This window comes from Kribbella sp. NPDC026596 (assembly GCF_040638415.1).
Classification (GTDB): Bacteria; Actinomycetota; Actinomycetes; order Propionibacteriales; family Kribbellaceae; genus Kribbella.
In genome coordinates this window covers 1-25,059 of record NZ_JBEZYF010000042.1, presented here as the reverse complement: position 1 = coordinate 25,059, position 25,059 = coordinate 1, and the positions used below count along the sequence as shown (strand labels likewise).

At 67.9% G+C, this 25,059-nt stretch carries 26 protein-coding genes; 20 read left to right on the top strand and 6 right to left on the bottom strand.

Annotation, left to right across the window (positions count from 1 at the left end; all coding sequences use genetic code 11):
* On the top strand, positions 1–795 hold the full coding sequence (locus tag AB0E63_RS29345) for a hypothetical protein (protein WP_360373268.1): 795 nt from the start codon (positions 1–3) through the stop codon (positions 793–795).
* Here the strand turns inward: AB0E63_RS29345 and AB0E63_RS29340 are convergent.
* Together AB0E63_RS29340 and AB0E63_RS29335 are read right to left on the bottom strand one after the other, a co-directional pair.
* Complete coding sequence (locus AB0E63_RS29340) at positions 726–1,535, bottom strand: hypothetical protein (RefSeq protein WP_360373265.1); 810 nt, start codon at positions 1,533–1,535, stop codon at positions 726–728. The genes AB0E63_RS29345 and AB0E63_RS29340 overlap by 70 nt on opposite strands.
* Positions 1,536–1,646: 111 nt before the next feature.
* A complete protein-coding gene (locus AB0E63_RS29335; protein ID WP_360373262.1) occupies positions 1,647–2,873 on the bottom strand; it encodes a DUF349 domain-containing protein in 1,227 nt (408 codons plus the stop codon).
* Between the two features lie 235 nt (positions 2,874–3,108).
* Between AB0E63_RS29335 and AB0E63_RS29330 the strand changes: the two genes are divergently transcribed.
* From AB0E63_RS29330 to AB0E63_RS29265, 14 genes are all read left to right on the top strand, one after another.
* Positions 3,109–3,807 carry an MBL fold metallo-hydrolase gene (locus AB0E63_RS29330; RefSeq protein WP_360373259.1) on the top strand — a complete coding sequence of 233 codons (699 nt, stop codon included), beginning with the start codon at positions 3,109–3,111 and terminating at the stop codon, positions 3,805–3,807.
* A 13-nt stretch (positions 3,808–3,820) separates the two neighbouring features.
* Complete coding sequence (hisS, locus tag AB0E63_RS29325; protein ID WP_360373256.1) at positions 3,821–5,152, top strand: histidine--tRNA ligase; 1,332 nt, start codon at positions 3,821–3,823, stop codon at positions 5,150–5,152.
* Positions 5,149–6,924 (top strand): aspartate--tRNA ligase, encoded by a 1,776-nt coding sequence (gene aspS, locus AB0E63_RS29320; protein ID WP_360373253.1) that lies wholly within the window; start codon positions 5,149–5,151, stop codon positions 6,922–6,924. The genes hisS and aspS overlap by 4 nt, the downstream gene beginning before the upstream one ends.
* 60 nt (positions 6,925–6,984) lie before the next feature.
* A complete protein-coding gene (locus AB0E63_RS29315; RefSeq protein WP_360373250.1) occupies positions 6,985–7,665 on the top strand; it encodes a GntR family transcriptional regulator in 681 nt (226 codons plus the stop codon).
* A 129-nt stretch (positions 7,666–7,794) separates the two neighbouring features.
* Complete coding sequence (locus AB0E63_RS29310) at positions 7,795–9,441, top strand: ABC transporter substrate-binding protein (RefSeq protein WP_360373247.1); 1,647 nt, start codon at positions 7,795–7,797, stop codon at positions 9,439–9,441.
* The gene (locus tag AB0E63_RS29305; protein ID WP_360373244.1) at positions 9,441–10,373 is read left to right on the top strand and encodes an ABC transporter permease; all 933 of its coding nucleotides are present in this window, start codon (positions 9,441–9,443) and stop codon (positions 10,371–10,373) included. The genes AB0E63_RS29310 and AB0E63_RS29305 overlap by 1 nt, the downstream gene beginning before the upstream one ends.
* Positions 10,370–11,248, top strand: coding sequence for an ABC transporter permease (locus AB0E63_RS29300; protein WP_360373241.1), 879 nt, complete (start codon positions 10,370–10,372; stop codon positions 11,246–11,248). The genes AB0E63_RS29305 and AB0E63_RS29300 overlap by 4 nt, the downstream gene beginning before the upstream one ends.
* Entirely contained in the window at positions 11,235–13,256 is a 2,022-nt protein-coding gene (locus AB0E63_RS29295; protein WP_360373238.1) for an ABC transporter ATP-binding protein, read from the top strand. The genes AB0E63_RS29300 and AB0E63_RS29295 overlap by 14 nt, the downstream gene beginning before the upstream one ends.
* A 3-nt stretch (positions 13,257–13,259) precedes the next feature.
* Positions 13,260–14,180 (top strand): acetamidase/formamidase family protein, encoded by a 921-nt coding sequence (locus AB0E63_RS29290; RefSeq protein ID WP_360373235.1) that lies wholly within the window; start codon positions 13,260–13,262, stop codon positions 14,178–14,180.
* On the top strand, positions 14,177–15,172 hold the full coding sequence (locus tag AB0E63_RS29285; RefSeq protein WP_360373232.1) for an alpha/beta fold hydrolase: 996 nt from the start codon (positions 14,177–14,179) through the stop codon (positions 15,170–15,172). The genes AB0E63_RS29290 and AB0E63_RS29285 overlap by 4 nt, the downstream gene beginning before the upstream one ends.
* 12 nt (positions 15,173–15,184) lie before the next feature.
* The gene (locus AB0E63_RS29280; protein WP_360373229.1) at positions 15,185–15,613 is read left to right on the top strand and encodes a hypothetical protein; all 429 of its coding nucleotides are present in this window, start codon (positions 15,185–15,187) and stop codon (positions 15,611–15,613) included.
* A 9-nt stretch (positions 15,614–15,622) separates the two neighbouring features.
* Positions 15,623–16,087, top strand: coding sequence for a helix-turn-helix transcriptional regulator (locus tag AB0E63_RS29275; RefSeq protein ID WP_360373227.1), 465 nt, complete (start codon positions 15,623–15,625; stop codon positions 16,085–16,087).
* Positions 16,084–16,512 (top strand): VOC family protein, encoded by a 429-nt coding sequence (locus AB0E63_RS29270; protein WP_360373225.1) that lies wholly within the window; start codon positions 16,084–16,086, stop codon positions 16,510–16,512. Before AB0E63_RS29275 ends, AB0E63_RS29270 begins: the two co-directional genes overlap by 4 nt.
* A 62-nt stretch (positions 16,513–16,574) precedes the next feature.
* Entirely contained in the window at positions 16,575–16,928 is a 354-nt protein-coding gene (locus tag AB0E63_RS29265; RefSeq protein ID WP_360373222.1) for a GntR family transcriptional regulator, read from the top strand.
* A gap of 216 nt (positions 16,929–17,144) precedes the next feature.
* Here AB0E63_RS29265 and AB0E63_RS29260 read toward each other — a convergent pair whose 3' ends face one another.
* Positions 17,145–17,378: a DUF1214 domain-containing protein gene (locus tag AB0E63_RS29260; RefSeq protein WP_360373219.1), complete on the bottom strand. Its 234-nt coding sequence runs from the start codon at positions 17,376–17,378 to the stop codon at positions 17,145–17,147.
* 188 nt (positions 17,379–17,566) lie between these two features.
* Between AB0E63_RS29260 and AB0E63_RS29255 the strand changes: the two genes are divergently transcribed.
* A complete protein-coding gene (locus AB0E63_RS29255; protein ID WP_360373216.1) occupies positions 17,567–18,025 on the top strand; it encodes a carboxymuconolactone decarboxylase family protein in 459 nt (152 codons plus the stop codon).
* 6 nt (positions 18,026–18,031) lie between these two features.
* On the opposite strand, the gene AB0E63_RS29250 is transcribed toward AB0E63_RS29255, so the two are convergent.
* Positions 18,032–18,262, bottom strand: coding sequence for a helix-turn-helix transcriptional regulator (locus AB0E63_RS29250; protein ID WP_360373213.1), 231 nt, complete (start codon positions 18,260–18,262; stop codon positions 18,032–18,034).
* Between the two features lie 51 nt (positions 18,263–18,313).
* On the opposite strand from AB0E63_RS29250, the gene AB0E63_RS29245 reads away from it, so the two are divergent.
* From AB0E63_RS29245 to AB0E63_RS29235, 3 genes are all read left to right on the top strand, one after another.
* Positions 18,314–18,823, top strand: coding sequence for an AI-2E family transporter (locus AB0E63_RS29245; protein ID WP_360373210.1), 510 nt, complete (start codon positions 18,314–18,316; stop codon positions 18,821–18,823).
* 109 nt (positions 18,824–18,932) lie between these two features.
* Positions 18,933–19,277 carry a carboxymuconolactone decarboxylase family protein gene (locus tag AB0E63_RS29240; RefSeq protein ID WP_360373207.1) on the top strand — a complete coding sequence of 115 codons (345 nt, stop codon included), beginning with the start codon at positions 18,933–18,935 and terminating at the stop codon, positions 19,275–19,277.
* Between the two features lie 379 nt (positions 19,278–19,656).
* Positions 19,657–19,884: a hypothetical protein gene (locus AB0E63_RS29235; protein ID WP_360373204.1), complete on the top strand. Its 228-nt coding sequence runs from the start codon at positions 19,657–19,659 to the stop codon at positions 19,882–19,884.
* A 126-nt stretch (positions 19,885–20,010) separates the two neighbouring features.
* Here the strand turns inward: AB0E63_RS29235 and AB0E63_RS29230 are convergent, their stop codons facing one another.
* Positions 20,011–21,432, bottom strand: a complete 1,422-nt coding sequence (locus tag AB0E63_RS29230; protein ID WP_360373201.1) for a DUF2252 domain-containing protein — start codon at positions 21,430–21,432, stop codon at positions 20,011–20,013.
* A 71-nt stretch (positions 21,433–21,503) separates the two neighbouring features.
* Positions 21,504–22,781, bottom strand: a complete 1,278-nt coding sequence (locus AB0E63_RS29225; RefSeq protein ID WP_360373198.1) for an adenylate/guanylate cyclase domain-containing protein — start codon at positions 22,779–22,781, stop codon at positions 21,504–21,506.
* A 155-nt stretch (positions 22,782–22,936) separates the two neighbouring features.
* Between AB0E63_RS29225 and AB0E63_RS29220 the strand changes: the two genes are divergently transcribed.
* Positions 22,937–24,955: a GxGYxYP domain-containing protein gene (locus tag AB0E63_RS29220; protein WP_360373195.1), complete on the top strand. Its 2,019-nt coding sequence runs from the start codon at positions 22,937–22,939 to the stop codon at positions 24,953–24,955.
* Positions 24,956–25,059 lie beyond the last annotated feature (104 nt).

Sequence of the window (25,059 nt, the reverse complement as noted above, 5' to 3'; positions counted from 1 at the left end):
ATGCCCCGCCCGAAGAACATCCTGCTCCGCGTCGGCGCCGTACTGCTCGCCGCTCTCGGCTTGGCGCTGTCTGGTGGCGGCTCCGCCAACGCGGCCGGTCCTGAGCCGGTCTCCAGCAACGAGTTGTCAAAGGCAACCACCGCCGCGCACTCACTGACCGCTCTGAGCCTGCTCGGCAAGGTCGCAGGCGCTTCCGCGAAGGCCGCCGCTGCACCGACTGTCGCATCGGACATGCATGCTGTGTACGCCCTGAACCCCGCGTTTGTGCGCGTCGCTTCAGCGCCGGTGGCAACCTTCTGGTACGCCGCTACGCACGCCACCAAGGGTGGTCAGGCGTTGACAGTCTTCACCGCTCCCGACCCGGCCACGGGAGAGTGGCAGGCCGTCAACGTGGCGAGCGGCAACACCGAAGCCCGCATGTTCGCCGCCGCCCGTGGTGCGCTCGTCTTCACTGAACCCCAGATCGGCGCCTGGTACGCCCTCACCGGCACCCAGATCCGGCCGCTCAACCCCGCCGCCACCAAGTCCATCGGCACCAAGCCCATCGCGGTCGCCGCCTACCAGGATCTCGTCTCCACCCGCTACTCCGACAAACTCCCCGGCACCACCTACAACGCCCAGGGCGTCGCCGGCGGCTACGACGTCACCGCCGCAACACCCGCTCCCCGCACCTACAACGACCTCATCTTCCCCCTCGCCGCTGTACTCCTGGTTGGCGTGGTTCTCTACCACCGCCGCGGCAACCGTGGCTCCTGGCACAAGAAGGCGCCTACCGCGAGCTCCAGCGCCGGATAGGAGCCCCACAGGTCAGTCTGCCGTACCGGGAGGATGTGCCACCCCAGGGCATCCAACTCGGTACGGCGGGTCTCGTCGCGCAACTGCTGCTTAGTGCTCGAATGCCACTGGTCACTGTCGTACTCAAGCCCCAGCCGCCGCCCGTCCACAGGCCGATCCGGGTACCCGAGGTCGAGGCGATACGTCCGCGTCGGACCATCGACGGGGACCTGCAGCTCAGGCCGCCCGAAGCCGGCGTCTACCAGCCGCAACCTGAGCCAGGACTCAGCGGGTGAGGCAGCGCGGCGGTCGGCGTAGCGGAGGATGTCTTGGCCTTGGCGGTAGCCGGGGCGGCCTTCGTAGGCGGCGGAGGCCGCACGTAGCGCCCACCGATCGGCGCGGCCTGAGCGGAGGAGGGCATCGACGGCGGAGAGTGCGAAGGGCCTCGGCAGCTGCATCGCCAAGGCGAGTGCGGTAGCAGCTGGTCTGGTGACCCGAATGCCGTCGACCTCGACCACGTCGTCGGTCACCTGACGGGTCCACTGAGCCTGCATCAGTTCCTCGGGTCCGAGCGCCGTGGTGTCGATCCCGTGCAGCCACGCGGCCGCTCGCCCGCACACGACCGCGTCCGACGGGACGACCAAGCGCAGGGCGTCCGCGCGAAGCCGGGGTGAGTCGGGCACCCGGACGTCGACGTAGACACCCTTCAGGAACTGGCGGATCTCGCCGCGCGCCAGTAGCCAGGCGAGCTTGCGCGGCACCTGACGAGCCGTAAACGGAGTCCCGGCAAATTAATACGGCAGGTCGTACTCGAACATCCCAGCAGGATGACTGAAAGGGGTCTAATCCTGCTGGGAGTTATCCACAGGGGGTTAGCTGAAGTCGGAGAGGGCGTTTTGGGCTTGGGTTAGCCATTCGCGGCGGGCGGCGATGGCTTCGCGGGCTTCGTTGGCCTTGCGGGCGTTGCCCTGGGACTCGGCCTTGGCGGCTTGCTTCTCCAGGTCCGAGATCAGGGACTGGAGTTGCTTGACCGTGGCTTCGGCGCGCGCCCGGGCTTCGGGGTTGCTGCGGTTCCAGACCTCGTCCTCGGCGGCCTTGACGGCCTGCTCGACGGCGCGCAGGCGGGAGTCGATGGCGCGCATCGAGTCGCGCGGGACCTTGCCGATCTGGTCCCAGCGGTCGAGGTGGTCGCGCAGTTGCTCGCGGGCGACCTTGGCGTCCTCGACCGGGAGGATGCCCTCGATCTCGACGAGCAGCGCCTCCTTGGCCTTGAGGTTCTCCACCTGCTCGGCGTTCTCCTCGGCCTGGATGGCGTCGCGTGCACCGAAGAACGTGTCCTGCGCGGCGCGGAATCGGGCCCACAGCTTGTCGTCGACCTCGCGGGGCGCGGGGCCGGCGGCCTTCCACTGCCGCATCAGGTCGCGGAAGCGGCCCGACGTCGGGCCCCAGTCGCTGGAAGACGAGAGGGTCTCGGCCTCGGCCGCGAGCCGCTCCTTGACCACCGCGGCTTCCTCACGCTTGGAGGAGAGCTCGGCGAAGTGCTGCTTGCGGTGCCGGGTGTACGTCGTCCGCGCGGAGGAGAACCGGTGCCACAGCTCGTCGTCGCTGGACTTGTCGAGCCGGGGGAGCGCCTTCCACTCGTCGAGCAGTTCGCGCAGCCGGGTGACGCCGTGGCGCCAGTCGGTGCCGGCGGCGATGGTCTCGGCCTCGGTGGCGATCTTGGTCTTGGCCGACCGCGCCTCCTCGACCTTCGCGGCCCGCTCGGCCTTGCGCTTCTCGCGCTGCTGGGCGACCAGTGGGGTGAGTGCCTCCAGCCGGGCCCGCAGGCCGTCGAGGTCGCCGACCGCCTGCGCCTCGTCGATGGAGCTGGTCACCTTCTTCACCGCGGACCGCGCGTCGTCGGGGGACACCGTGCCCGCCTGGACCCGCTTCTCGAGCAGATCCACCTCGAACGCCAGCGCGTCGTACCGGCGGGTGTAGAAGGCGAGCGCCTCCTCGGGGTTCGCGTCGGGCCACTGGCCGACCGCCCGTTCACCGTCCTTGGTCCGTACGAAGACCGTTCCGTCCTCAGCTACCCGGCCCCAGCTCTCTCCGGCCACAACTCGCCCCTTCCGGCGGTATGTATTGCGCTCGTGCCCATTCTGGTCAGTCTCCGGTCCAACCGAGCGAACAGGGTCCTGCCTGGGCGCGTCGAGTGCCATCCCGACGCTTATCCCTGAACAATCACAAACTCCCAGCCCAGGCGCAACGGTGTTGCGTCACAATCCGGTTCGAACTCACCCGGTGGGCACCGGTAGCCTTGGGTGGTCCGGAACCGTTTCAGGAAGGTCTGTCGTGCTCATCGCCGGGTTCCCCGCGGGTGCGTGGGGTACTAACTGCTACGTCGTCGCCACCGGCCAGGGCGCGGAGTGCATCGTCATCGACCCCGGTCAGGACGCGACCGCCGGCGTCGAGCAGGTGGTCCGGGAGAACAAGCTCAAACCGGTCGCCGTGCTGCTCACGCACGGTCACATCGACCACATGTTTTCGGTACTTCCGGTCTGCGGGACGTACGACGCCACCGCCTGGATCCACCCGGACGACCGGCACCTGCTCGCCGACCCGATGGCCGGGATCAGCCCGGAGACGGCCCGGATGCTGCTCGGCGGTACGCACGAGTTCGCCGAGCCGGACGACGTCGCCGAGCTCAAGGACGGCCTGTCCCTGGAGCTGGCCGGCCTGAATTTCACCGTCGACCACACCCCTGGACACACGAGGGGCTCGGTCACGTTCAGTACGCCGTACGCCGGGCCCGAAAACAACGGAGCGGTGCCGGCAATCCTGTTCTCCGGTGACGTGTTGTTCGCCGGGTCGATCGGCCGGACGGATCTGCCTGGGGGCGACCATCCGGCGATGCTGCATACGTTGGCCACCAAGATCCTGCCGATGCGCGACGAGATCGTCGTCCTGCCGGGTCATGGTGGCCAGACCACGATCGGCCGGGAGAAGGCGACCAACCCCTACTTGCAGGACCTGGAGATACCGAACATATGAGCAAGGCCAAGTCATGAGCAAACTCAGCCCACTCAGCGGGTTCCCCGAATTCCTTCCGCAGGACCGGATCGTCGAGCAGCGGTTCCTCGACGTGATCCGGGAGACGTTCGAGCTGCACGGGTTCGCGTCGATCGAGACCCGCGCGGTCGAGCCGGTCGAGCGCTTGTCCAACCAGGGCGAGGACGCCGACAAGGAGATCTACGGCGTACGGCGATTGGCGGCCGGATCGGACGAGGACGCGGCACTCGGGCTGCACTTCGACCTGACCGTGCCGTTCGCGCGGTACGTGCTGGAGCACAGCGGCAAGCTGGTCTTCCCGTTCCGCCGCTACCAGATCCAGAAGGTCTGGCGGGGTGAGCGCCCGCAGGAGGGCCGCTACCGCGAGTTCACGCAGGCCGACATCGACATCATCGACGCAGGTTCCCTGCCGACCCACTACGAGGTCGAGCTCCCGCTGGTGATCGCGGACGCGCTGCGCAAGCTGCCGGTGCCGGAGTTCGTGGTCAAGGTGAACAACCGCAAGATCCCCGAGGGCTTCTACCTCGGGCTCGGCCTGGACGACGTGACCTCGGTGCTGCGGATCGTCGACAAGATCGACAAGATCGGCCCGGAGAAAGTGGTCGAGCGGCTGATCGAGGCCGGCGCGACCGACAAGCAGGCACGGCTCGCCGTACAGCTGGCGGACATCTCCAGCGCGGACACCTCGTTCGCCGATCAGGTCCGTGCGCTCGGTGTCGAGCACCCGATTCTGGACGAGGGACTCGAGCAGCTGAGCCAGGTGATGGCCGCGGCCGCCGAGCACGCGCCCGGCCTGCTGATGGCCGACCTGCGGATCGCTCGCGGCCTGGACTACTACACCGGCGCGGTCTACGAGATCTACCTGGTCGGCCAGGAGTCGTTCGGGTCGGTCGGTGGCGGCGGCCGGTACGACGCGCTCGCGTCCGACGGCAAGACGACGTACCCGGGGGTCGGGATCTCGATCGGCGTGTCCCGGCTGGTGCACCGGCTGGTGTCGCAGGGGCTGCTGAAGGGCTCCCGCAGTACGCCGACCGCCGTGCTCGTCGCGTTGAACGCCGAAGAGGACCGGGCCGACGCGATGCGGACGGCCGCGCAGCTGCGGAGCCGGGGGATCCCGGTCGAGGTGGCCCCGGCCGCCGCGAAGTTCGGCAAGCAGATCCGGTTCGCGGACCGGCGGGGGATCCCGTTCGTGCTGTTCAGCACCGAGAACGGTCCCGAGATGAAGGACATCCGCAGCGGCGAGCAGGTGCCGGCCGACCCGGCCACGTGGATGCCGCCGGCGGCCGACGTACGACCCCAGATCGACACCACTCAGGAGAACTCGTGATCCGTACCCATTCCGCAGGCTCGTTGCGCGCCGAGCACGCCGGGCAGACCGTGATCCTGGCGGGCTGGGTGGCGCGGCGACGCGATCACGGCGGCGTGGCCTTCATCGACCTGCGCGACTCCACCGGCACCGTGCAGGTCGTCATCCGCGACGAGGACGCCGCGCACGGCCTGCGGTCGGAGTACTGCCTGAAGATCGTCGGCGAGGTCTCGCCCCGCCCGGAGGGCAACGCGAACCCGAACCTGCCGACCGGCGAGATCGAGATCATCGCGACCGAGGTCGAGGTGCTGAACGAGGCCGCGCCGCTGCCGTTCCCGGTCGAGGAGCACCACGCCACGCCGGTGAACGAAGAGGTCCGGCTGAAGTACCGGTACCTCGACCTGCGTCGCCAGGGCCCGGGCGCCGCGCTCCGGCTGCGCAGCCAGGTGAACCGCGCGGCTCGCGACGTACTGGCGGGGCACGACTTCGTCGAGATCGAGACGCCGACGCTGACCCGGTCCACGCCGGAAGGCGCTCGCGATTTCCTCGTGCCGGCTCGCCTGCAGCCGGGTAGTTGGTACGCGCTGCCGCAGTCGCCGCAGCTGTTCAAGCAGCTGCTGATGGTGGCCGGGATGGAGCGGTACTTCCAGATCGCGCGCTGCTACCGCGACGAGGACTTCCGCGCCGACCGGCAGCCGGAGTTCACCCAGCTCGACATCGAGATGAGCTTCGTCGACCAGGACGACATCATCGCGCTGTCCGAGGAGGTCCTGACCGCGCTCTGGAAGCTCGTCGGGTACGACGTCCAGACGCCGATCCCGCGGATGACGTACGCCGAGGCGATGGCGCGGTTCGGTAGCGACAAGCCGGATCTGCGGATGGGCCTCGAGCTGGTCGAGTGCACGGAGTACTTCAAGAACACGCCGTTCCGGGTGTTCCAGGCGCCGTACGTCGGTGCCGTGGTGATGCCGGGTGGTGCCGACCAGCCGCGCAAGCAGCTCGACGCGTGGCAGGACTGGGCCAAGCAGCGTGGTGCGCGCGGTCTGGCGTACGTGCTGGTGGGTCAGGACGGCGAGCTCGGTGGTCCGGTCGCGAAGAACCTGTCGGACGAGGAGCGCGCGGGCATCGCCGACCACGTCGGCGCGAAGCCGGGTGACTGCATCTTCTTCGCCGCCGGTCCGGTGAAGTCGTCGCGGGCGCTGCTCGGCGCCGCCCGGCTGGAGATCGGCCGTCGCGGCGGGCTGATCGACGAGTCGACCTGGTCGTTCGTGTGGGTCGTCGACGCGCCGCTGTTCGAGCCGGCCGACGAGGCCACCGCGGCCGGTGATGTCGCGGTCGGTTCCGGCGCGTGGACCGCCGTACACCATGCCTTCACCTCGCCGAAGCCGGACTCGCTGGCGACGTTCGACACCGATCCGGGATCGGCGCTGGCGTACGCGTACGACATCGTGTGCAACGGCAACGAGATCGGCGGCGGGTCGATCCGTATCCATCGCGAGGACGTGCAGAAGCGGGTCTTCAAGGTGATGGGGCTGACCGACGAGGAGGCCTCGGAGAAGTTCGGGTTCCTGCTCGACGCGTTCAAGTTCGGCGCGCCGCCGCACGGCGGGATCGCGTTCGGCTGGGACCGGATCACCGCGCTGCTGGCCGGCACCGAGTCGATCCGCGACGTGATCGCGTTCCCGAAGTCCGGTGGCGGCTACGACCCCCTGACCGCGGCCCCCGCCGCCATCACCCCCGAACAACGCAAGGAAGCCGGCGTCGACGCCAAGCCGGAGCCCAAGGACAAGTAGAGCTCGAGCGCGCCCCCGGGGTCAGGAATGACCCCGGGGGTTTCGTATACGATGAACCGGGTGACCACGAATCCGGTTGTCGTCGGCGATGGCCACCGTCCGCTGCGTGACGTGGTCGCCGCGGAGTTGCGGCGGCTCATTCTGGCCGGCTCGCTGCCGCCGGGCGAGCGCTTGGTCGAGGACCGGCTCGCCCAGCAGTTGGGGGTGTCCCGCAACCCGATCCGGGAGGCGATGCGGGTTCTCGAGGCCGAGGGATTCCTCGACGTGACGGCGCGGCGGGGTGCCTTCGTGGCCAAGCTGTCGGCCCAGCAGGCCGAGGACCTGTTCCACGTCCGGCTCGCCCTCGAGCCGCTGGGTGCCCGGCTGGCGGCGTCGGTCGAGCATCCCGAAACCGCCTTGATCGCAAGGGCTTGGGCCATTCTCGACCTGGTCAGCGAGTCCGGGCCGGACCAGGATCTCGACGCCCTGTCGACCCTGCACACCGAGCTGCACTCGCTCATCTTCGAGCTGACCAGGAACGACTACCTGATCGCCATGGCGATCCCGATGGTCAAGCGTGGTCAGTGGTTGCTGCGGCAGAGCGCCCCGTTGCAGAACCCGGCCGCCTGGGCCGAGCACCACGGCCTGATCGCGGCGATCGCCGCAGGTGATCCCGACCTGGCCGAGGCGGCCGCCCGCCACCACGTGCTCAGCGTCCGCAACGCGCTCCGTCCGCACCTGGAGTCGGCCCGCCCTGCGTGATCGGCCGATTCTGTATACGAATCGGCCCTTTTGAAACCGTCGCGTGCCTGCGACGAAACATGCGCGTAGCAAGTTCCGTATACAACATACGGAACAGTATCTCTCCTGCCTGCCCAAGGAGCACGTCGCATGAACCTCACGCTTCCAGGTCAGATCTCCCGCCGCAGGCTGCTCGGCCTGGGTGGCGGGCTCGCCGCCGGGATCGGCCTCGCCCCGATGCTCACGGCCTGCGGTGACGACACGTCGTCCGCGGCCACCTCCGCCGGTGGCGGCACGTTGACGATGGGGATCAACGCCACCCCCGACACTCTCGACCCGGGCGCCACCGGGCTTGCGCTCACGTTGCTGATCTCGTTCGCGCTGTTCGACCCGCTGGTCTACTGGTTGCCCGACGGAAAGGGCGGCAGCGCCTTCCACCCGGGCCTGGCGGAATCGTGGACGATCTCGCCCGACGCCTCGGTGTACACCTTCAAGCTGCGCAAGGGCGTGACGTTCCACGACGGGACGACGTTCGACGCGAAGGCCGTCAAGGCGACGTACGACCACGTGGTCGACCCGAAGACCCAGTCCAAGAGTGGTCTGGGGGCGCTCGGGCCATACAAGGAGACCAAGATCCTCGACGACTACACCGTCCAGATCGTCTTCACGGCGCCGAACGCGTCGTTCCTGCACCAGCAGGCGGCCGGCAACTTCGGCATCTCCTCACCGACCGCGCTGACGAAGTACGGGCCGACCGGTTTCGGGAACAACCCGGTCGGGACCGGGCCGTTCAGCTTCCAGAGCTACCAGGCCGGTAGCCAGCTGACGCTGCTGAAGAACCCGAAGTACACCTGGGGTCCGAAGGTATTGAGCGACGGCCCGGCCAAGCTGGACAAGCTGGTCTTCCGGATCGTCACTGACGACAGCGGTCGCTACAACGCCTTGCAGAGCGGGCAGTTGCAGATCGCGATGAACCTGCCGCCCAACAACATCTCCGCGGCGCAGAAGTCCGGCAAGTTCCAGCAGCTGCTGGTGCCTTCCATCGGTACGCCGCTGGGGATGCCGATCAACGTGACCAAACCGCCGACCGACGACCCGCTGGTGCGGCAGGCGATCATGTACGCCGTCGACCAGGACACGCTCGTGAAGGACGTCCTGTACGACGTCTACAAGCCCGCGCACAACGTGCTCACTCCGATCACGCCGGGTTTCAGCGAGGCGGCGAGCAAGACCTACTCCTACGACCCGGACAAGGCCGGCCAGCTGCTCGACCAGGCCGGCTGGACGGTCGGCGACGGCGGGACCCGGACCAAGAACGGCAAGAAGCTGAACCTCGAGATCATCCTGTTCGCCGGTGGCGGTCTGGAGTTGCCGACGCAGTTCGTCGTGTCGGAGCTGCAGAAAGTGGGGTTCAGCGCGAACACTGGCGTCCAACCGTTCGCGGCGGCGCAGGCGAGCTTCAACTCTGGTGCGCACAACCTGGGCTCGTTCGGCTACTACGGCGCGGACCCCTACCTGCTCAACATCTGGGTCAACTCGAACGCGATCAAGTCCGGCTTCAACTGGTCGCACTACGCGAACCCGGCGGTGGACAAGCTGATCGCCACAGCGAACGCGACCGCCGCCGACGCCACTCGCAACGGCCTGTACGAACAGGTCGGCGCGAAGCTGATGCAGGACTCCATGTACCTGCCGCTGTGGGATGTGGCCGGGGCGTTCACGCTGTCGCCGAAGGTGCAGAACCTGCACCAGACCCTCAACGGCTACCTGGCGTTCCACAGCGCCACGGTCGGCTGATGACGCTGTTCGTGGCGCGCCGGCTGGGCGCGGCGATTCCGGTCGTCATCGGCATCACCCTGATCGCGTTCGTCCTGGTGCACGTCGTACCGGGTGATCCGGCCAAAGTGATCCTCTACGGCGCGAACGCGTCACCGGAGCAGATCGCGACGCTGCGACAACAACTCGGACTGGACGATCCGTTGTGGCGGCAGTACGCCGACTTCGCGATCAACCTGGTGCACGGCAACCTGGGTACGTCGTTCCTGACCCAGACCCCGGTCAGCCACGAGTTGCTGTCCCGGGCTCCGAGCACGCTGATCCTGACGGCGGCCTCGATGCTCGTGGCGGTGCTGGTCGGCGTACCGCTGGGACTGGTCGCGGGGATGCGTCCCGGCTCGATCTTGGACACTGTGGCGCGGTGGATCTCGTTCGCCGGCGTCGCGGTGCCGTACTTCTTCCTCGCCCTGCTCCTCGTTCTCGTCTTCAGCGTCAGGCTGCACCTGCTGTCCGCGATCGATGACGGTACGGCGAAGAGCCTCATACTGCCCGCGGTCTCACTGGGCTGGGGCTACGCGGCGATCCTGACCAGACTCGTCCGCGGCCGGGTGATCGACGAGCTGCGCAGCGACTACGTGAAGTCCGCCCGGGCGCGCGGCAGTGGTGAGTTGCGGGTGCTCCTGCGGCACGTCCTGCGGAACTCCTCGGTGCCGGCGGTTACCACGATCGGCCTTCAGTTCGGCAACATCCTGACCGGTGCCGCGATCACCGAGGTGATCTTCGGCCGGGCCGGGCTGGGGAGCTTCCTGGCCACCTCGATCACCAGCAAGAACATCCCGGTCGTCCAGGGCGCCGTGGTCGTGATCGGCATCGCGTACGTCGTCATCAATCTCGGCGTGGACCTGATCGTCGGCGCCATCGACCCGCGGACCCGGCAGGAGGCTGCCGCATGAGCCGGCTCAAATGGGCAGCGCTGAGCGTCGCCGTACTGCTGGTGCTCCTGCTGCTGGTCGCGCCCGGCGCGCTGGCTCACGTCGATCCGGTTGCGACGAGCGACGCGCACCTCGAGGGACCCAGCGGCAGCCATCTGTTCGGCACGGATCTGCTCGGCCGCGATGTCTACAGCCGCACGGTGTACGGCGCGCGCCCGGTGCTCATCGCGAGTTTCCTGGGAGTGCTTGTCGCCACCGCGGCGGGTGTCGCGATCGGCGTACTGGGCGGCGTGGCTCCGCGCTGGCTCAACGCCGTGGTGATGCGGCTGGTGGACGTGTTCCTCGCCCTGCCGGTACTGCTGATCGCGTTGATCCTGATCGCTACCGCCGGATCGGGTGTCCGCAGCATCGTGCTGGCGATCGGGATCGCGTTCACCCCCGGCTTCGCCCGGGTGGTCGAGTCCTCGGTCCGCCGGCTCCGCAAGGTCGAATACGTCGAGGCGGCCCGGGTGTTCGGCTCGACCACGCTGCGCACCTCGTGGCGGCACCTGCTGCCCAACCTGCTGACCGAGGTGGTCGTGCTCGGCAGCAGCGCGATCGGCTGGGGCATCCTGACCGCCACCACCCTGAGTTTCCTCGGTCTCGGTGTCCGGCTGCCGGCGCCGGACTGGGGGAGTGACCTGGCCGCGGGTGCGACCAATCTGGCCGACGCCTGGTGGCTGTCGACGTTTCCCGGCCTCGCGATCATGGCAACGATCCTGCTCGCGAACTTCTCCGGCGATCACCTGATGCGGGTGCTGGATCCGCGGGTCGGGATCAGGTTCGGGCGAAGCTTCCGCCGGCTCTCCATCCGGCTGTCCCGTCACGGAGGTGACATCGCACATGAGTCTGCTTGAGGTGACCGGGCTGCGGACCGAGATCGACACCGCACGAGGCCGGATCCGCCCTGTCGACGGGGTGAGTTTCGCCGTCCGCGCCGGGGAAACCCTTGGTGTCGTGGGGGAGTCGGGTTCCGGCAAGACGATGACCGGGATGTCGATCATGAGGCTGCTGCCGCCCGGTGGGTCGATCGCCGGCGGCTCGATCCGGCTGGACGGCCGCGAGCTGACCGAACTGGACGAGCCGGCCATGCGCAAGGTGCGCGGCAGCGAGCTGGCGATGATCTTCCAGGACCCGATGACCTCGCTGAACCCGGTCCGGACGATCGGCAGTCAGTTGCGGGAGGCCTACCGGATCCACGTCGACGGCAGCCGTGCCGCGGCGACGGCTCGGGCGACGGAGGTACTTGGACTGGTGGGGATGCCGCGGCCGCGCGAGCGGCTCGACGACTACCCGCACCAGCTGTCCGGCGGGATGCGGCAGCGGGTAATGATCGCGCTCGGACTGATGTGCGATCCGAAGCTGCTGATCGCCGACGAGCCGACGACCGCGCTGGATGTCTCGATCCAGGCCCAGATCCTGACCCTGATCGACGACCTGAAGGCACAGCTGTCGATGGGTGTTCTGCTGATCACCCACGACATGGGGGTGATCGCCGAGTACGCCGATCGGGTCGCCGTCATGTACGGCGGACAGGTGGTCGAGCAGAGCGGCGTACGGGAGTTGTTCGAGACGCCGCGCCATCGGTACACCGAGGCGTTGCTCGCGGCGATGCCGACCTTGGAGCTCGACCGGAACGCGGAGCTGGCCACGATTCCCGGCAGCCCGCCGAACTTGCTCGACCTGGCCCCGGGGTGCCGGTTCGCCCCGCGGTGTGCGTTCGCGCAGGACGACTGCCGCCGTACCGATCCGTCGTCGACCGGCGGGGATCACCTGCACGCCTGCTTTCATCCGGCCGATGGACGTACCTCGCCTGCTGCGGCGGTGGCCGGCGCCCGGGAGGCCGGGGAGCCGCGCGGCACCGCCTCGCTGGTGCAGCTGTTCGACGTGCACAAGCGGTTCGGGGTGCGGTCGAAGCGGCCGTTCTCCGGGGCGCGGGCGGTAAAGGCGGTCTCCGGTGTGACGCTGACGATCGCGGCCGGGGAGACCTTGGGCATCGTCGGGGAGTCGGGCTGCGGCAAGACCACCCTCGGGCGGATGCTGGTCGGGTTGGAACGGCCGACCAGTGGATCCGTCAGCTTCGACGGCCGGGATCTGTCGGCGCAGAGCCGGACCGGATTCCGCAAGCGCCGGCGTGATCTGCAGATGATGTTCCAGGACTCGGCTGCCGCGCTCGATCCGCGGATGACCGTTGCCGCACTGATCGCGGAGCCGCTGGTGGCTCAGGGAATCGGCACCCGGCGCGAGCGACGCCGTACCGTGGCCGAACTGCTGGCGGCGGTCGGACTGCCACGCGAGGCGGCGGAGCGGTACCCGCACGAGTTCTCGGGTGGCCAGCGGCAGCGGATCGCGATGGCCCGGGCGTTGGCCCTCCGGCCGAAGGTGATCGTCGCGGACGAGCCGGTGTCCGCGCTGGACGTCTCGGTCCAGGCGCAGATCCTGAACCTGATGCGGTCGCTGCAGGAGCGGTACGGCCAGACGTACGTCGTCATCTCGCACGACCTGTCGCTGCTGAAGTACCTGGCCGACCGGATCGGCGTGATGTACCTCGGCCGGCTCGTCGAGCTCGGAGCCGGTGAGGACGTCTACAGCGCACCGCGCCACCCGTACACGGCCGGGCTGATCAAGGCGATCCCGGTGCCGGACGCGGCGAAGAACCGGGAGGCCATTGCCCGTTCGGCCGGTCTCGGTGGAGAGTTGCCGTCGGCGATCGATCCACCGAGCGGCTGCCATTTCCGGACCCGGTGCCCGCTTGCGACCGACCGCTGTGCCACGGAGGTTCCGGTACTGAAACCCTCTGACGGACTGCATGCCGTCGCCTGCCACCACCCCCTGACCACGCACGTCCTGACGCCCGCGAGGTAGACGATGGACCACAAGCTCGACGCAACCCCCCAGACCACCGTCGACGTGTTCAGCGCCGAACTGCCGCCGGTGCTGACGATCGACCCCGGCGATACGCTGACCGTCCATTCGCTGGATGCTTCGGGCTACCTGTCACCCCAGACCACACCTGGTGAGCAGCAGCCGAAGATGATCGACGAGGCTCGCGGCCACTGCCTGACCGGGCCGATCGCGGTCCGCGGCGCACAGCCTGGTGACGTGCTCGCGATCCACTTGGTCTCCCTCACTCCCGACCCTTGGGGCTGGACCGTCGCCGGCGCCCTGAAGTCGCCGGTCACCGAACGGCTGGGTGTCACCGATCAACCGGCCTGGCTGCTTTGGGATCTCGATCCTGATGCTGGAACCGGCCGCTGCAACGGCGGCTTCACCCGTGATCTCGCGCCGTTCCTCGGCGTCATCGGCGTGGCTCCCGAGGCCAGCGGCGAGCACTCGACGATCCCGCCGCGAGCCGTCGGTGGCGGCAACATCGACTGCAAGTCCCTGGTCGCGGGATCGACGCTCTACCTGCCGGTCGCGGTCGCCGATGCGATGCTCAGCCTCGGCGACGGTCACGCCGCCCAAGGCGATGGTGAGGTGGGCGGTACGGCGATCGAGTGCCCGATGACCACGACGCTGACCGTCGACCTGGTCCGGGAGCCGCGTCCGATCGAGTCGATCCACGCGGAGACCCCGGCCGGCCGGATCACGTTCGGGTTCGACGTCGACCTGAATGTCGCGACCGGCGACGCGTTGGACGCGATGGTGCGCTGGATGCAGGCGATCCTCGACGTCGGCAAGAGCACCGCCCTGGCGCTTGCCAGTACCGCCGTCGATCTCCGCGTCACCCAGGTCGCGAACCAGACCTGGGGAGTCCACGCTCTGCTCCCGGCCGGCGTCCTGGCATGAGAACCGGCAGCTTCGAACTCGGCGACCTCAAGCTCGAGAAGGGCGGTGTCATCCGCAACGCCAAGCTCTCCTGGCAGACCCACGGCACGCTCTCCCCGGCGCGCGACAACGTGATCGTCTACCCGTGCAGTTACGGCGCGACGCACGAGACGCAGGAGTGGCTGATCGGGTCCGATGGTGTGCTGGACCCCGAGCGGTGGTTCGTCGTCATCCCGGACATGTTCAGCAACGGGCTCTCGTCGAGCGCGTCGACGGACCCGGAGTTCCCGTCGCTCGTCACGATGGCGGACAACGTGCATGCGCAGTACCGGCTGCTCACCGAACTGTTCGGGATCGATCGACTCGCCGCGGCGTACGGGTTCTCGATGGGCGCCGGCCAGGCGTACCACTGGGCGGCGCTCTATCCCGGCTTCGTCGAGCGCGCGATCGTCGTCTGTGGGAGCGCGCGGACCTCGCCACACAACCGGGTCTTCCTGTCCGGCCTGCTGCGGATCCTCGAGGCCGCTCCCGAGTACGCCGGCAACGGGCGGTTCACGGCTGAGCCGGTCGCCGCCAAGCGCGCTTTCGCGCACGTGTACGCGGGGTGGGGGTTGAGCCAGGACTTCTACCGGGCGCGGTTGTTCGAGTCCGTGCTGGGAGCGCCGGACCTCGACTCGTTCCTGCAGACCGACTGGGTGGATCGCTTCGCCGAGGGCGCCGCCGCGGACCAGTACGCACAGGCGCTCACGTGGCTGGAGGCCGACATCAGTACGTCGTACGACGGCGACCTGGACGCTGCGCTCGGCGCGATCACGGCTCGCGTACTGCTGATGCCGTCGGCCACCGACCTCTACTTCCGGACCGCGGACAACGAACTGGAGCTCGCCTCGCTGCGGAAGGCGGAACTGGTGGAGATCCCCAGTATCTGGGGCCATCGCGCGGGCTCACCCCGCGACATCCCCGCCGACCTCGACTTCCTCCGCCGGCACGTGCGGGACTGGCTGGATGCGTGAAAGGACACTGTGATGAGCATCGCCGAGTCGTACGAGATCCTGCCGCCGAGCCGTGAAGGCCGAGTGCCGTTCTCGGCCGGCGAGACCTGGTATCGGATCACCGGGGACCTGGGCAGCGGAGTCTGGGGCAGTCGTGGGGCGGCGTTCGCGTCGATCGAGGACGACCCGACCGTCTATCACACGATGAACGGGCCGAGTGAGTTCCACGTCGTCGGGAGCCTGAAGGACTGGACGATCGTCGATCGGCTGCCGCGGATCGCCGTACCGACGCTGGTCGTCTCCGGCGCGTACGACGAGGCCCAGCCGGTGTGCGTGGCGCCGTACGCGGAGCTGATCCCGGATGCGCGCTGGGAGGTGTTCGCAGAGTCGAGCCACTTGCCGAACGTCGAGGAGCCGGAGCGGTACGGCGCGGTCGTGGAGTCGTTCCTGCGGGGGGACTAGGCTCGAATCGTGTCGATCGTCGTTCCGGTGGAGTTGCTGCCGCACCTGCGGCGTGCCCGGGATGTTGCTGACCGCAACTATTCCGGGCCGCTGGACCTGGCTGGGCTGGCGGCGGCCGCCGGGGTGTCGAAGTACCACTTCCTGCGCTGTTTCGCGGCCGAGTACGGCGAGACGCCGATGCAGTACGTGAGTCGACGGCGAATCGAGCGCGCCACCGACCTGCTGCGAGCGACCAACCTGACCGTGACCGAGGTGTGCGGGCTGGTCGGGTACAGCAGCCTCGGGTCGTTTTCGCAGCGGTTCACCGAGCTGGTCGGGATGACACCGACCGAGTACCAGCGGACCCAGCCGGGTGCCCGGATCCCGGGCTGCTTCGTCTTCATGCTCGGGCTGAACTCCGCAATTCCGGAGAAGCAACCGGGTGCCGCTGCGGCCTACCGTCGTACTAACGACAACGACGAGGAGGAACCGTGATCACCAACGTCAGCCTGGTGACCGTCTATGTGAACGACATCGACGAGGCGAAGGCGTTCTACACCGAGAAGCTCGGGTTCGTGCTGGGGGAGGACATCACGCTCAGCGAGGACTTCCGCTGGTGCACGGTGCACCAGTCCGACCATCCCGAGCTCGAGCTGGCGCTGATGCTGCCCGGCCCGCCGATGGACGAGGAGTCGGCGGCCGCGATCCAGCGGATCATGGCGAAGGGTTTGATGCACGGGGTCGGTCTGGCCACCGACGACTGCCACAAGAGCTTCGCCGAACTCGTTGCCAAGGGCGTCGAGTACATCCAGGAACCGTCCGATCGCCCGTACGGCGTGGAGGCGGTGCTGCGGGACAACTCCGGCAACTGGCTGGTCCTGGTCGAGCAGAAGCCCTACACCGCGGCCGACTTCGACTGAGCTTGACTCCGAGTCTTTGTATCAATACGTTTGGCACAAAGACTCGGAGGGAGCTGGCCGGGATGATCATCTCGGTGGATCCGGCGGCCGCCAAACCGCCGTACGAGCAGGTGAAGGACCAGATCGACGGACTCATCCGGTCCGGAGAGCTGGCGCAGGGGACGCGTCTTCCCACAGTCCGCCAACTCGCCGGTGACCTCGGTCTGGCGGTCAACACCGTCGCTCGCGCCTACAAAGAACTAGAGGCCGAACGCCTCGTGGAGACCCGCGGCCGCAACGGCACCTTCGTACTGGCCTCCCGCAGCCGGGTAGACGACGAAGAGACCCGAGCCGCCGCCACCGTCTTCGCCCGAGCCGCCCGCCGAGCCAACCTCACCCTCGCCGAAGCCACCGAAATCCTCCACCGATCCTGGTAGAGGAACTGGGGTCGAGGTGTGCTGGGGGCCAGACCCACGTGCTACGCAGGCACTCCTGCGTCACACCTGCTCCGCGCGCTCCAACCACCCCGGCTTGTCGCCGGTGTGTTCCTCGCTGGGCTGTCGCCGGCGGTCGACCGGCAAGGGGTTGCGGAGCTGACACGTGGGGGCATATGCGCCGACAGCCTTCTCCACTACCTGGACGGCTCGGTCGGGCTAGGTCACCGATTCGATCTCTCCTGCTCGCCAGGTCTTGTCGAAGAAGGGCTGCAGCGGGCTGTACAAGCGCAGGATGATGAACCAGCCCTTCTCCGGGTCGGTCTGGACCCAGTTGCCGGAGGCAACACCGTCGGGTCGGGTCGGCGAGAAGTAGACGACGGTGCTGCCATCCGGTGTAGAACATCGAGGTGCGGGAGTCCAACTGGCGGGGAGCGCCTCTGCCGGCTCCATCTGCGGGCATCGCGGCCTCCTCCAGTTCGGTTGCGACGGGTCGAACGTAGGTTCGGCCTCCGTCATGGTCATCACTCCGACTGGGTGAAGCTCACGCTGCGCCGGACCGAGATCTGGCTTCCTGGATCGTTGTGCCAACTTCCTGATTGCGGCTCGCCCGGCGGCCGGCCCGGGGCGATTCACATCATGTGAGTGATGCGAGCGGTGACAGCTCCGCCGTTCAATGGGGTGTCCCGAACCGAGACTTGTCCGACGACGGGTCGGGCGTGCTGGCCGGAGAGGAAGCGTTTCCCTTGGACTACACCGCCGTCCTACGCCGCCTCTCCGTCCACGACGACCGGCTGGTCGCAGATGTCCGCGGCGGTGCGGACACCCAAGCCGCGGGGCTTGATCCGACTCTCGATCCGAGAACGCTGGCGCTGGTGCGGCTCGCGGCTCTGGTCGCGGTCGGCGGAGCGGTTCCGTCGTACGGCGCTCAGGCCGATGCCGCCGTCGACGCTGGGGCGACCACAGCCGAGATCGTCGAGGTGCTGGTAGCGGTCATTCCGGTCATCGGGCTGCCGCGCGTGGTTGCGGCGGCCCCGAAGCTGGCGCTGGCGCTGGGGCACGACGTCGACGACACCTTCGGGATGTTGCCTGGTGGGTGATCGCGGTCAGCTGCCGAGTAGACCGATCCGGGTGGCCTGTTGCACCGCGTCGTTGCGTGAGGAGACGCCGAGCTTGCGGTAGATCGAAGCGACTTCGGAGCTGACGGTGTTGCGGCTGACGAACAGCCGTTCTCCGATCGCGCCGATCGTCAGATGCGTCTGCAGGTAAGGCAGCAGCCGCAGCTCGGCGCCGGTCAGGGGGGCGCGGGTCGCTCCGATCTGGGCATTCGCTGCCACCGTCTGACGGACCTCTGATACCTGGTCGACGAGCGCGCCCAAGGCCGGCCGGTGCCGCAGGATCTCGTCGATCTCTCGCAGGAGATGGCGAGCGGTGGCCTGGTCGCCTCGTGTCGAATATGCCTTGGCGAGCTGCAGGCGGGCGCGCACTGCGAAGAAGGGCAGCACGTACGTGCACGACGGACGGGTCCGCATCGCCCGGGCGAGCTGTCGGTCCGCCTCCGCAAGGACAGCGGCCCCGCGACGATGATCGCCGTCATCGTGGTCTACAGCGTGATCAACTTCGTGATCCAGTCGGTCATCCAGCCACGCGTGGTGGGCGACGCCGTGGGACTCACGGCGATGCTGACCTTCCTGTCCCTGGTGTTCTGGACCTGGGTCATCGGGCCGCTCGGCGCGCTGCTCGCCGTACCCCTCACGCTGCTCACCAAGGCCCTACTGGTCGAATCCGACCCCCGCACACGGTGGGCCTTGCCCCTCATCGCCGGGACGCCGGCGCCGGACAAGCAGCCGCAGTCCACGGCAGCGCCCGAACCGCTCCAAGAGGAACCCTCGGCATGAGGTCGAGCTGGGATTCGTTCGCTCTGGGTGATGCCTCGCATCGATCGCAGGCGCAGGGTGGGCTGTGGCGCCGGACTCGCCGTCGCAGCAGACCTTCTGAGGAGAAGCCATGTCGGACCCCGCCGCATCGGAAACCCCCGTTCTCGACCTCCTGGAGCGCATGACCGTCGATTCCGTGGCCACGTCGAGCCTCGATGTGCAATCCATCGCGCTGGTCAGGCTTGCCGCCCTGGTGGCCAGCGGCGCGCCTGCCGCGTCCTACGCCCTGAACCTGGCCGTCGATGCCGAGGTCGGCCTCGACGCTGACGACGTACGCGGCGTCCTCGCCGCGATCGCACCCATTGTCGGAACCTCGCGCGTCGCCGCGGCGACAGGCCGCATCGCGCTGGCGCTCAAAGTCGCCATCGAGGTGGCCTCGGCAGAGCTGGAAGGCGACCTCGACACCAGTGAGTAAGCGCATTCACGATGCGTGACGCCGATGACTGACCAGCCGAACCTTTCGCGCGACGCTCGCCAGACCGACCTGGGATTGCGGCGGCTGGCCACCATTACGGTCGCGACAACGCTCATCGTGTGGTGGCCGGCCTTCACCCTTGGCGTGTACCGCGTGATCTTCTTCGAGCAGATCTTTGCACTGTGGGCGGCGGCCACAGCGGCGTTCGTCGTCGCCGTGCTTCTGCTCGGACGGCGCGCGCAGCCCGCCATCTACTCACTTCTGCTCCCGTCGGTCTGGATCTTGTTGACCTTGCTGACCCCCGCCGACACCACCAGCCCTGGCCACGACGTCCTGTTCTGGCTCGGGGTGGTAGTGACACTCGCAGGGTTCCCCCGCGATGGTCGCGCTCGTCCTCGTCATAGTCGTTCCGGACGTGGAGTCTGTACGTCGCCCACGCGACAATGTCGTGGCGATCGGAGCGATCACGCTGGTCGTCGTCCTGTCCTTCACGCTGGGCACCCAGCACCCCCGCCTGCTGACCTGTGAAGACTTCAAGATCAGCGGCAACGACCAGCCCGCCAACTGCACTCAAGGCATCGGCGTCATCGCCCCCTTGACGGGATAACCATGTCCGGACTCGACGCCGCCGCAGACTCAACCCCTGCTCCCCGCCCACAAAGTAGGCCCAGTTCTGGTGTCGGTTTCCTAGATCGTGCGTGCCAGTGTCGAATCCTGCCGGGAGGACCCCGGGTTAGAGATTGGTCGCGGCCTTGAGTCTTCCTGCATCGACCGCCTCCGCGAGTTTCTTGTGGTCTCGGTCGTTGGTGTCGGCGTAGGTGACGGCGAAGTCTGCGATTGCGTGGTCGAAGGTGTCGGATTTTCCCAGGTAGCCCGCGATGGCGACCTCGTCACCTCCTCTGCCGTGTGCGCGAGCGAGAGTCCATCCGCACAGGGCGCCGTAGATTCCCAGGCCGCCGGGAGTGAGCTTCGCCGGGTCGATCTCGCCCTTCATGTCCCAGAGTTGACGTACGTAGTAGTCGTTTCCGCTCGGTGCTGTCGACCAGCCGAGAAACTCGTCCGACAATGCCTGGAGCAGACGCTGGCCGGCCACCACCCGACGCCCGTGATTCTGATAGCCGCTGCCCGTCAGGTACGGCTCGAGAACGGATTCCTCTGCCTGCTTGACCTGGAGGAACAGCACGTCGTCCTGGCTCTTGCCCCGCATGAGGACCACGAAACAGCGGGTGCCGACACTTCCGACGCCCACCACCTTCCGCGCCATGTCGACGATCTCGTACTGGTCGAGCAGCGCGCGCCGGTCGTCTCCAAGGCTCGCCCGGTACCTGTCGAAGGCCAGCTGAACGCCCGCGGCAACTCGATTCGCGTCGTCGGCGGCCCACAGTTGCCGGACTGGGACCAGCAGTGGTGGGCGGCTGGCCAGACGTACCGTCGTACCGTCGCTCCGGCAGAGCCTGGCCAAGGCGCCGAGGCTGTTGCGCGCCTTGGCCCTCGCGAAGATCTTCTCCAACCGGTCGGGAGCGAGCTTGGGTGCCTTGACCCCGAATTCCGCCTCCAGCCGCCTGGCAATGTCATTCAGCTGATCGGACGACATGTGCAGGTACCACAGCTCGATCGTCGCCAACCCGGCGAAGTCGAGCATGGCCTCTCGGTAACCGCGGACGGTCAGCCAAGCCGCAGCACGTTGCTGGTCGTGACCGAGGCCTTTCTGCCGGGCGGCGATCGCAACGCTCGCCGCCAGGCGCTTCACGTCCCACTCCCACGGCCCCGGCAGTGTCTCGTCGAAATCGTTCACATCGAAGACGAGGTCCCGCTCCGGCGAGGCGAACAGTCCGAAGTTGACCAGGTGCGCGTCACCGCACACCTGGACTGTGATGCCACTCGTGGGAGTCCCGGCGAGATCGTTCGCCATGATCGCCGGACCTCCGCGGAAGAAGGCGAACGGCGACGACAGCATCCGGCCGTAACGGATCGGGAGCAGATCCTTCTCGCGGGTCGCGGCCTGTTCCTCGAGGATGTCGACGGGGTCCGGCCGGTCGGGCGCCGGTTCCCACTCGGCATGAATCCGCCGCGGCTCCCGCTTCCGAGCCGCCTTCCCCACCGCCCACCGAGCCTGCGTACTCAGGTCACGCGGACCAGTCGCCCCCTCGCCCATAACCACAGGGTCGCAGCTCCGTTCGCCCGGCAACAGGCCAAGCGGGGCCGGCCGAGCGGTCGTTGGCGGTGCTAGGGGCGGTCGAGGAGGAAGGTTTGCATCGGGCCCTTTCCCTTGACCTCGATGGTGCCGCGTGGGCGTACGGCGAACTCCGGGCCGAGGGCGGCGGCGACCCGTCCGGTGACCTGGATCTGGCCGGGTGGTCCGTGGGACTCCATCCGGCTCGCGGTGTTCACGGTGTCGCCCCAGAGGTCGTAGATGAACTTGCGCCGGCCGATCACGCCGGCCACCACCGGTCCCGAGTCGATTCCTATCCGGACCTCGAGCCACTCCTGCCCGGGCAGGGCTGCGATCCGGGCGACCTCGTCGCGCAGCGCGAGCGCGGTACGGGCGACCGCTGCGAGGTGGTCCGCCCGTGGCTTCGGTAGGCCGCCGACGAGCATGTACGCATCGCCGATCGTCTTGATCTTCTCGACCCCCTCGGCGTCGGCGATCCGGTCGAACGCGGAGAACACCTGGTCCAGCAACTTCACGACGTCCGCGGCCGCCATCACTGCCGATCGCGCCGTGAAGCCGACGATGTCGGCGAAGAGCACGCTCACCGCGTCGTAGTGTTCCGCGATTACCCCTGGCTCGGTCTTGAGGCGCTCGGCGATTGGCTCCGGCAGCACGTTGAGCAGGAGCCGCTCCGAACGCTCCCGCTCGGCCTGGAGATCCCGATGGGCTCGCTCCCGTTGCTCCACGAAGTAGCCGAGCATCACGTACGCGCTCACCATGACGCCTGCGATGTTCAGCGCCAGGAACGTTTCCACGAAGCCGGGTGGCAGTGCCGACGGGGATTGGGCGAGTCGGGAGTCGATCAGGGCGAGCACGGCCAGCTCGACGAAGAACGCGACCAGCCACGCCACGGAGCGCCGGATACCGAGCAGCGCGAGCGCCGCCAGTGGTGTGAACACCGCCCAGAGGATCATCGCGCTCGAGGCCACGAAGCCGCCGAGCGAGACCTGCAGCAAGGCCGGTAGCACCAGGAACGCCAGCAGTTGCGTGGTGCGGAACGTGGCGAAACGCCGCGTCCGGGCCAGGACGGCCAGCCCGATCACGGTGATCACTTGGTAGAAAGCTGGGATCGCCGCCGAGACTGGGTCGCCGTAGGCGAGGTACGTCGTCACCCAGATCGTGGAGATCGCCGTGATCAGCAGCGACGAGAAGATGAGCGTGCCCTGCCGGAGCCGCTCGTCGTGGGTGTCCTCCGGCCGAGCCCCGAGATCGCCGAGCCGCTCCAACCGGCGGGCGACAGCCCTCCTCGGGCGACGCCCGTGGACGCCACCCTGGAGCCAGGACCCGGTCACCTGAGGATCGTATGGCCGCGTGGGAGGGACCGGTCCTTCGGAAACGATTCCAAAATACCTTGGTCAACGTTGTAACAAGGTCTGTACAGAGTGTCGTGGCGTTGCTAATCTCCCGGCTGATTTGACATCGATGTCAACCTCAGGGAGTGGTCACGATGGTTTCGAGACGGACGTTCCTGGCGGGCAGCGGTGCGGTGACGGTGGGCGGACTCGGGCTCAGCTCGGGTCTCGCAACCCAAGCGCAGGCTGCGGTTTCATCGACGTCCGGCAGCCTCGCTCGGCTGCTGCCGGTGTTCAACCGCCCGAAACACCTGGACTACGGCGACGTCAGCAAGCTCAGCGGTGGCGATCAGACCCTGCTGACAACGTTGCAAGGCGTGGTCAATCGCACTCAGCCCGAGCTCTACTTCAGCTACGACACCGGCACCATGAGTACGCCGGACGTCAAGTGGCTGACCGACATGCACCTGCCCACCACGACGTACGCGAACCCGCTGGATCTGGTCGCCAAGTACCGGAGCCGGATCCGCGGCGCGATCGTGCACGACCCCGCCGTATCGGATTCGCTCAACGTGGCCACGACTCTGGCCGGCCTGGAGAACGCGGTCGTCGCGGACGCGGACCAGGCCAAGGCGCACGGTCTGCGGATCGTGAAGGACCTGCGTGGGATGTTCGACGACGACCGGGTGAAGACCTACCGGTGGCAGCTCGACAACCTGTTCCCGCTGGTCACCCACAAGCTGCTCGCTGGCCTGCCGCCGACCCGGGTGGTCGCGGTCGAGAACGTGCAGTGGCAGGAGATCGCCCGCGAAACAAGGCAGATCCGGGACTCGTCGAACCGCGGCAACTACGACCTCGATGTCTCGGCCAAGCTCGGCCAGGAGGCGGTCTTCGTCCGGTTCCAGGACTCGTTCACCGACGACGGCTGGGGCCCTTCCGTCTCCGAGGTGACGGTCAAGGCGAACGGCACCCAGATCGCGCACTTCCTGCCGGGCACTCCGGAAGAGGAGCCCTACCTGTTCGACGGCGTCAACTCGTCGATCGGTGGAGAAGCCAACCGCTTCAGCGATGGCGGCGGTTACTACATCTACCGCTTCCAGCCACCCGCCGGTACGACGTCCCTCGTCGTCACCGTGACGATGTGGAACCAGTACCTGGTCACGGCGACCGACACCGCACCGACCCGGATCGAACCGTTCGCGTACTTCCGCGACTACGTGGTGGCCACCAAGGCCCTGGTGAGCTGGCTGCCGCCGGCCGGCGAGACGGGGGAGTTGCTGATCGAGCACTTCGCCAAATACCCGACGCTCGCGCCGTACATGGGCTGGTTCGCCAACGACGTCTCCGGCGAGTGGGACGGCGTCGACCTCGCCTCGCAGGGCGGTTCGCCAGTGGTCGCGGCGGACTTCTACATGAACGGGACCGTCCACGCCGGGTTCACCGCCCCGATCTCGGACACGCCCCGGCCGGTCCGGCGGATCACCAAGCCGAAGAACAAGGTCTACCTGACGCTGACCTTCGGCGAGGGCGACAACATCCAGTACTGCCAGCGCCGGCTGCGCGACATCTGGGACGACCCGAAGCGCGGCCAGGTGCCGACCAACTGGACCGTCAGCCCGTTGCTCGCCGAGACCGGACCAGGGTTGTACAGCCACTACCAGCGGACCGCGACCGCCAACGATCTCTTGGTCTGTGGTCCGTCCGGTGGCGGCTACACGTACCCCGCTTCGTGGCAGGCCGACCAGTTGACGCAATACCTGCAGATGACAGGTGGGTTCATGCGTCGGACCGGATTGGACGTGATCTACGCGTACAGCGGTCGGCAGGACAACAAGTGGATCCTGTTGTCCAAGGAGATCGCGGAAGGCTTCGCCAAGTACACGCCGGTGAAGGGCATCATGCAGACCTGGGACGGCGACCCGCTGACGACCCGTCAAGGTGGTCTGCCGATCACGGGTGGCTGGGGCGCACCCGGTAAGGCTGTCGAGTTCAAGGCCGCGCTGGACCAGCGGATCGCGAACTGGGACGGCGCGAGTCCACTGTTCATCTCGGGCCTGATCGGCGCGTGGTCATGGACGCCGTCGGACATGGCGGAGCTCGGAGCGCTGCTGACCGATCCGTACGAACTGATCCTCGCGAACTCCTTCTACGACCTGCTCAACCGGGTGCTGTAGCCCGAACGCACCGCGGTCGCCCCGGAGGAGGTCCCGGGCGACCCCTTGGGGGGGGCTTTACCAGTGGGCTTAACAGTGATGCGCGACGTCGAAGACGAGCCTGG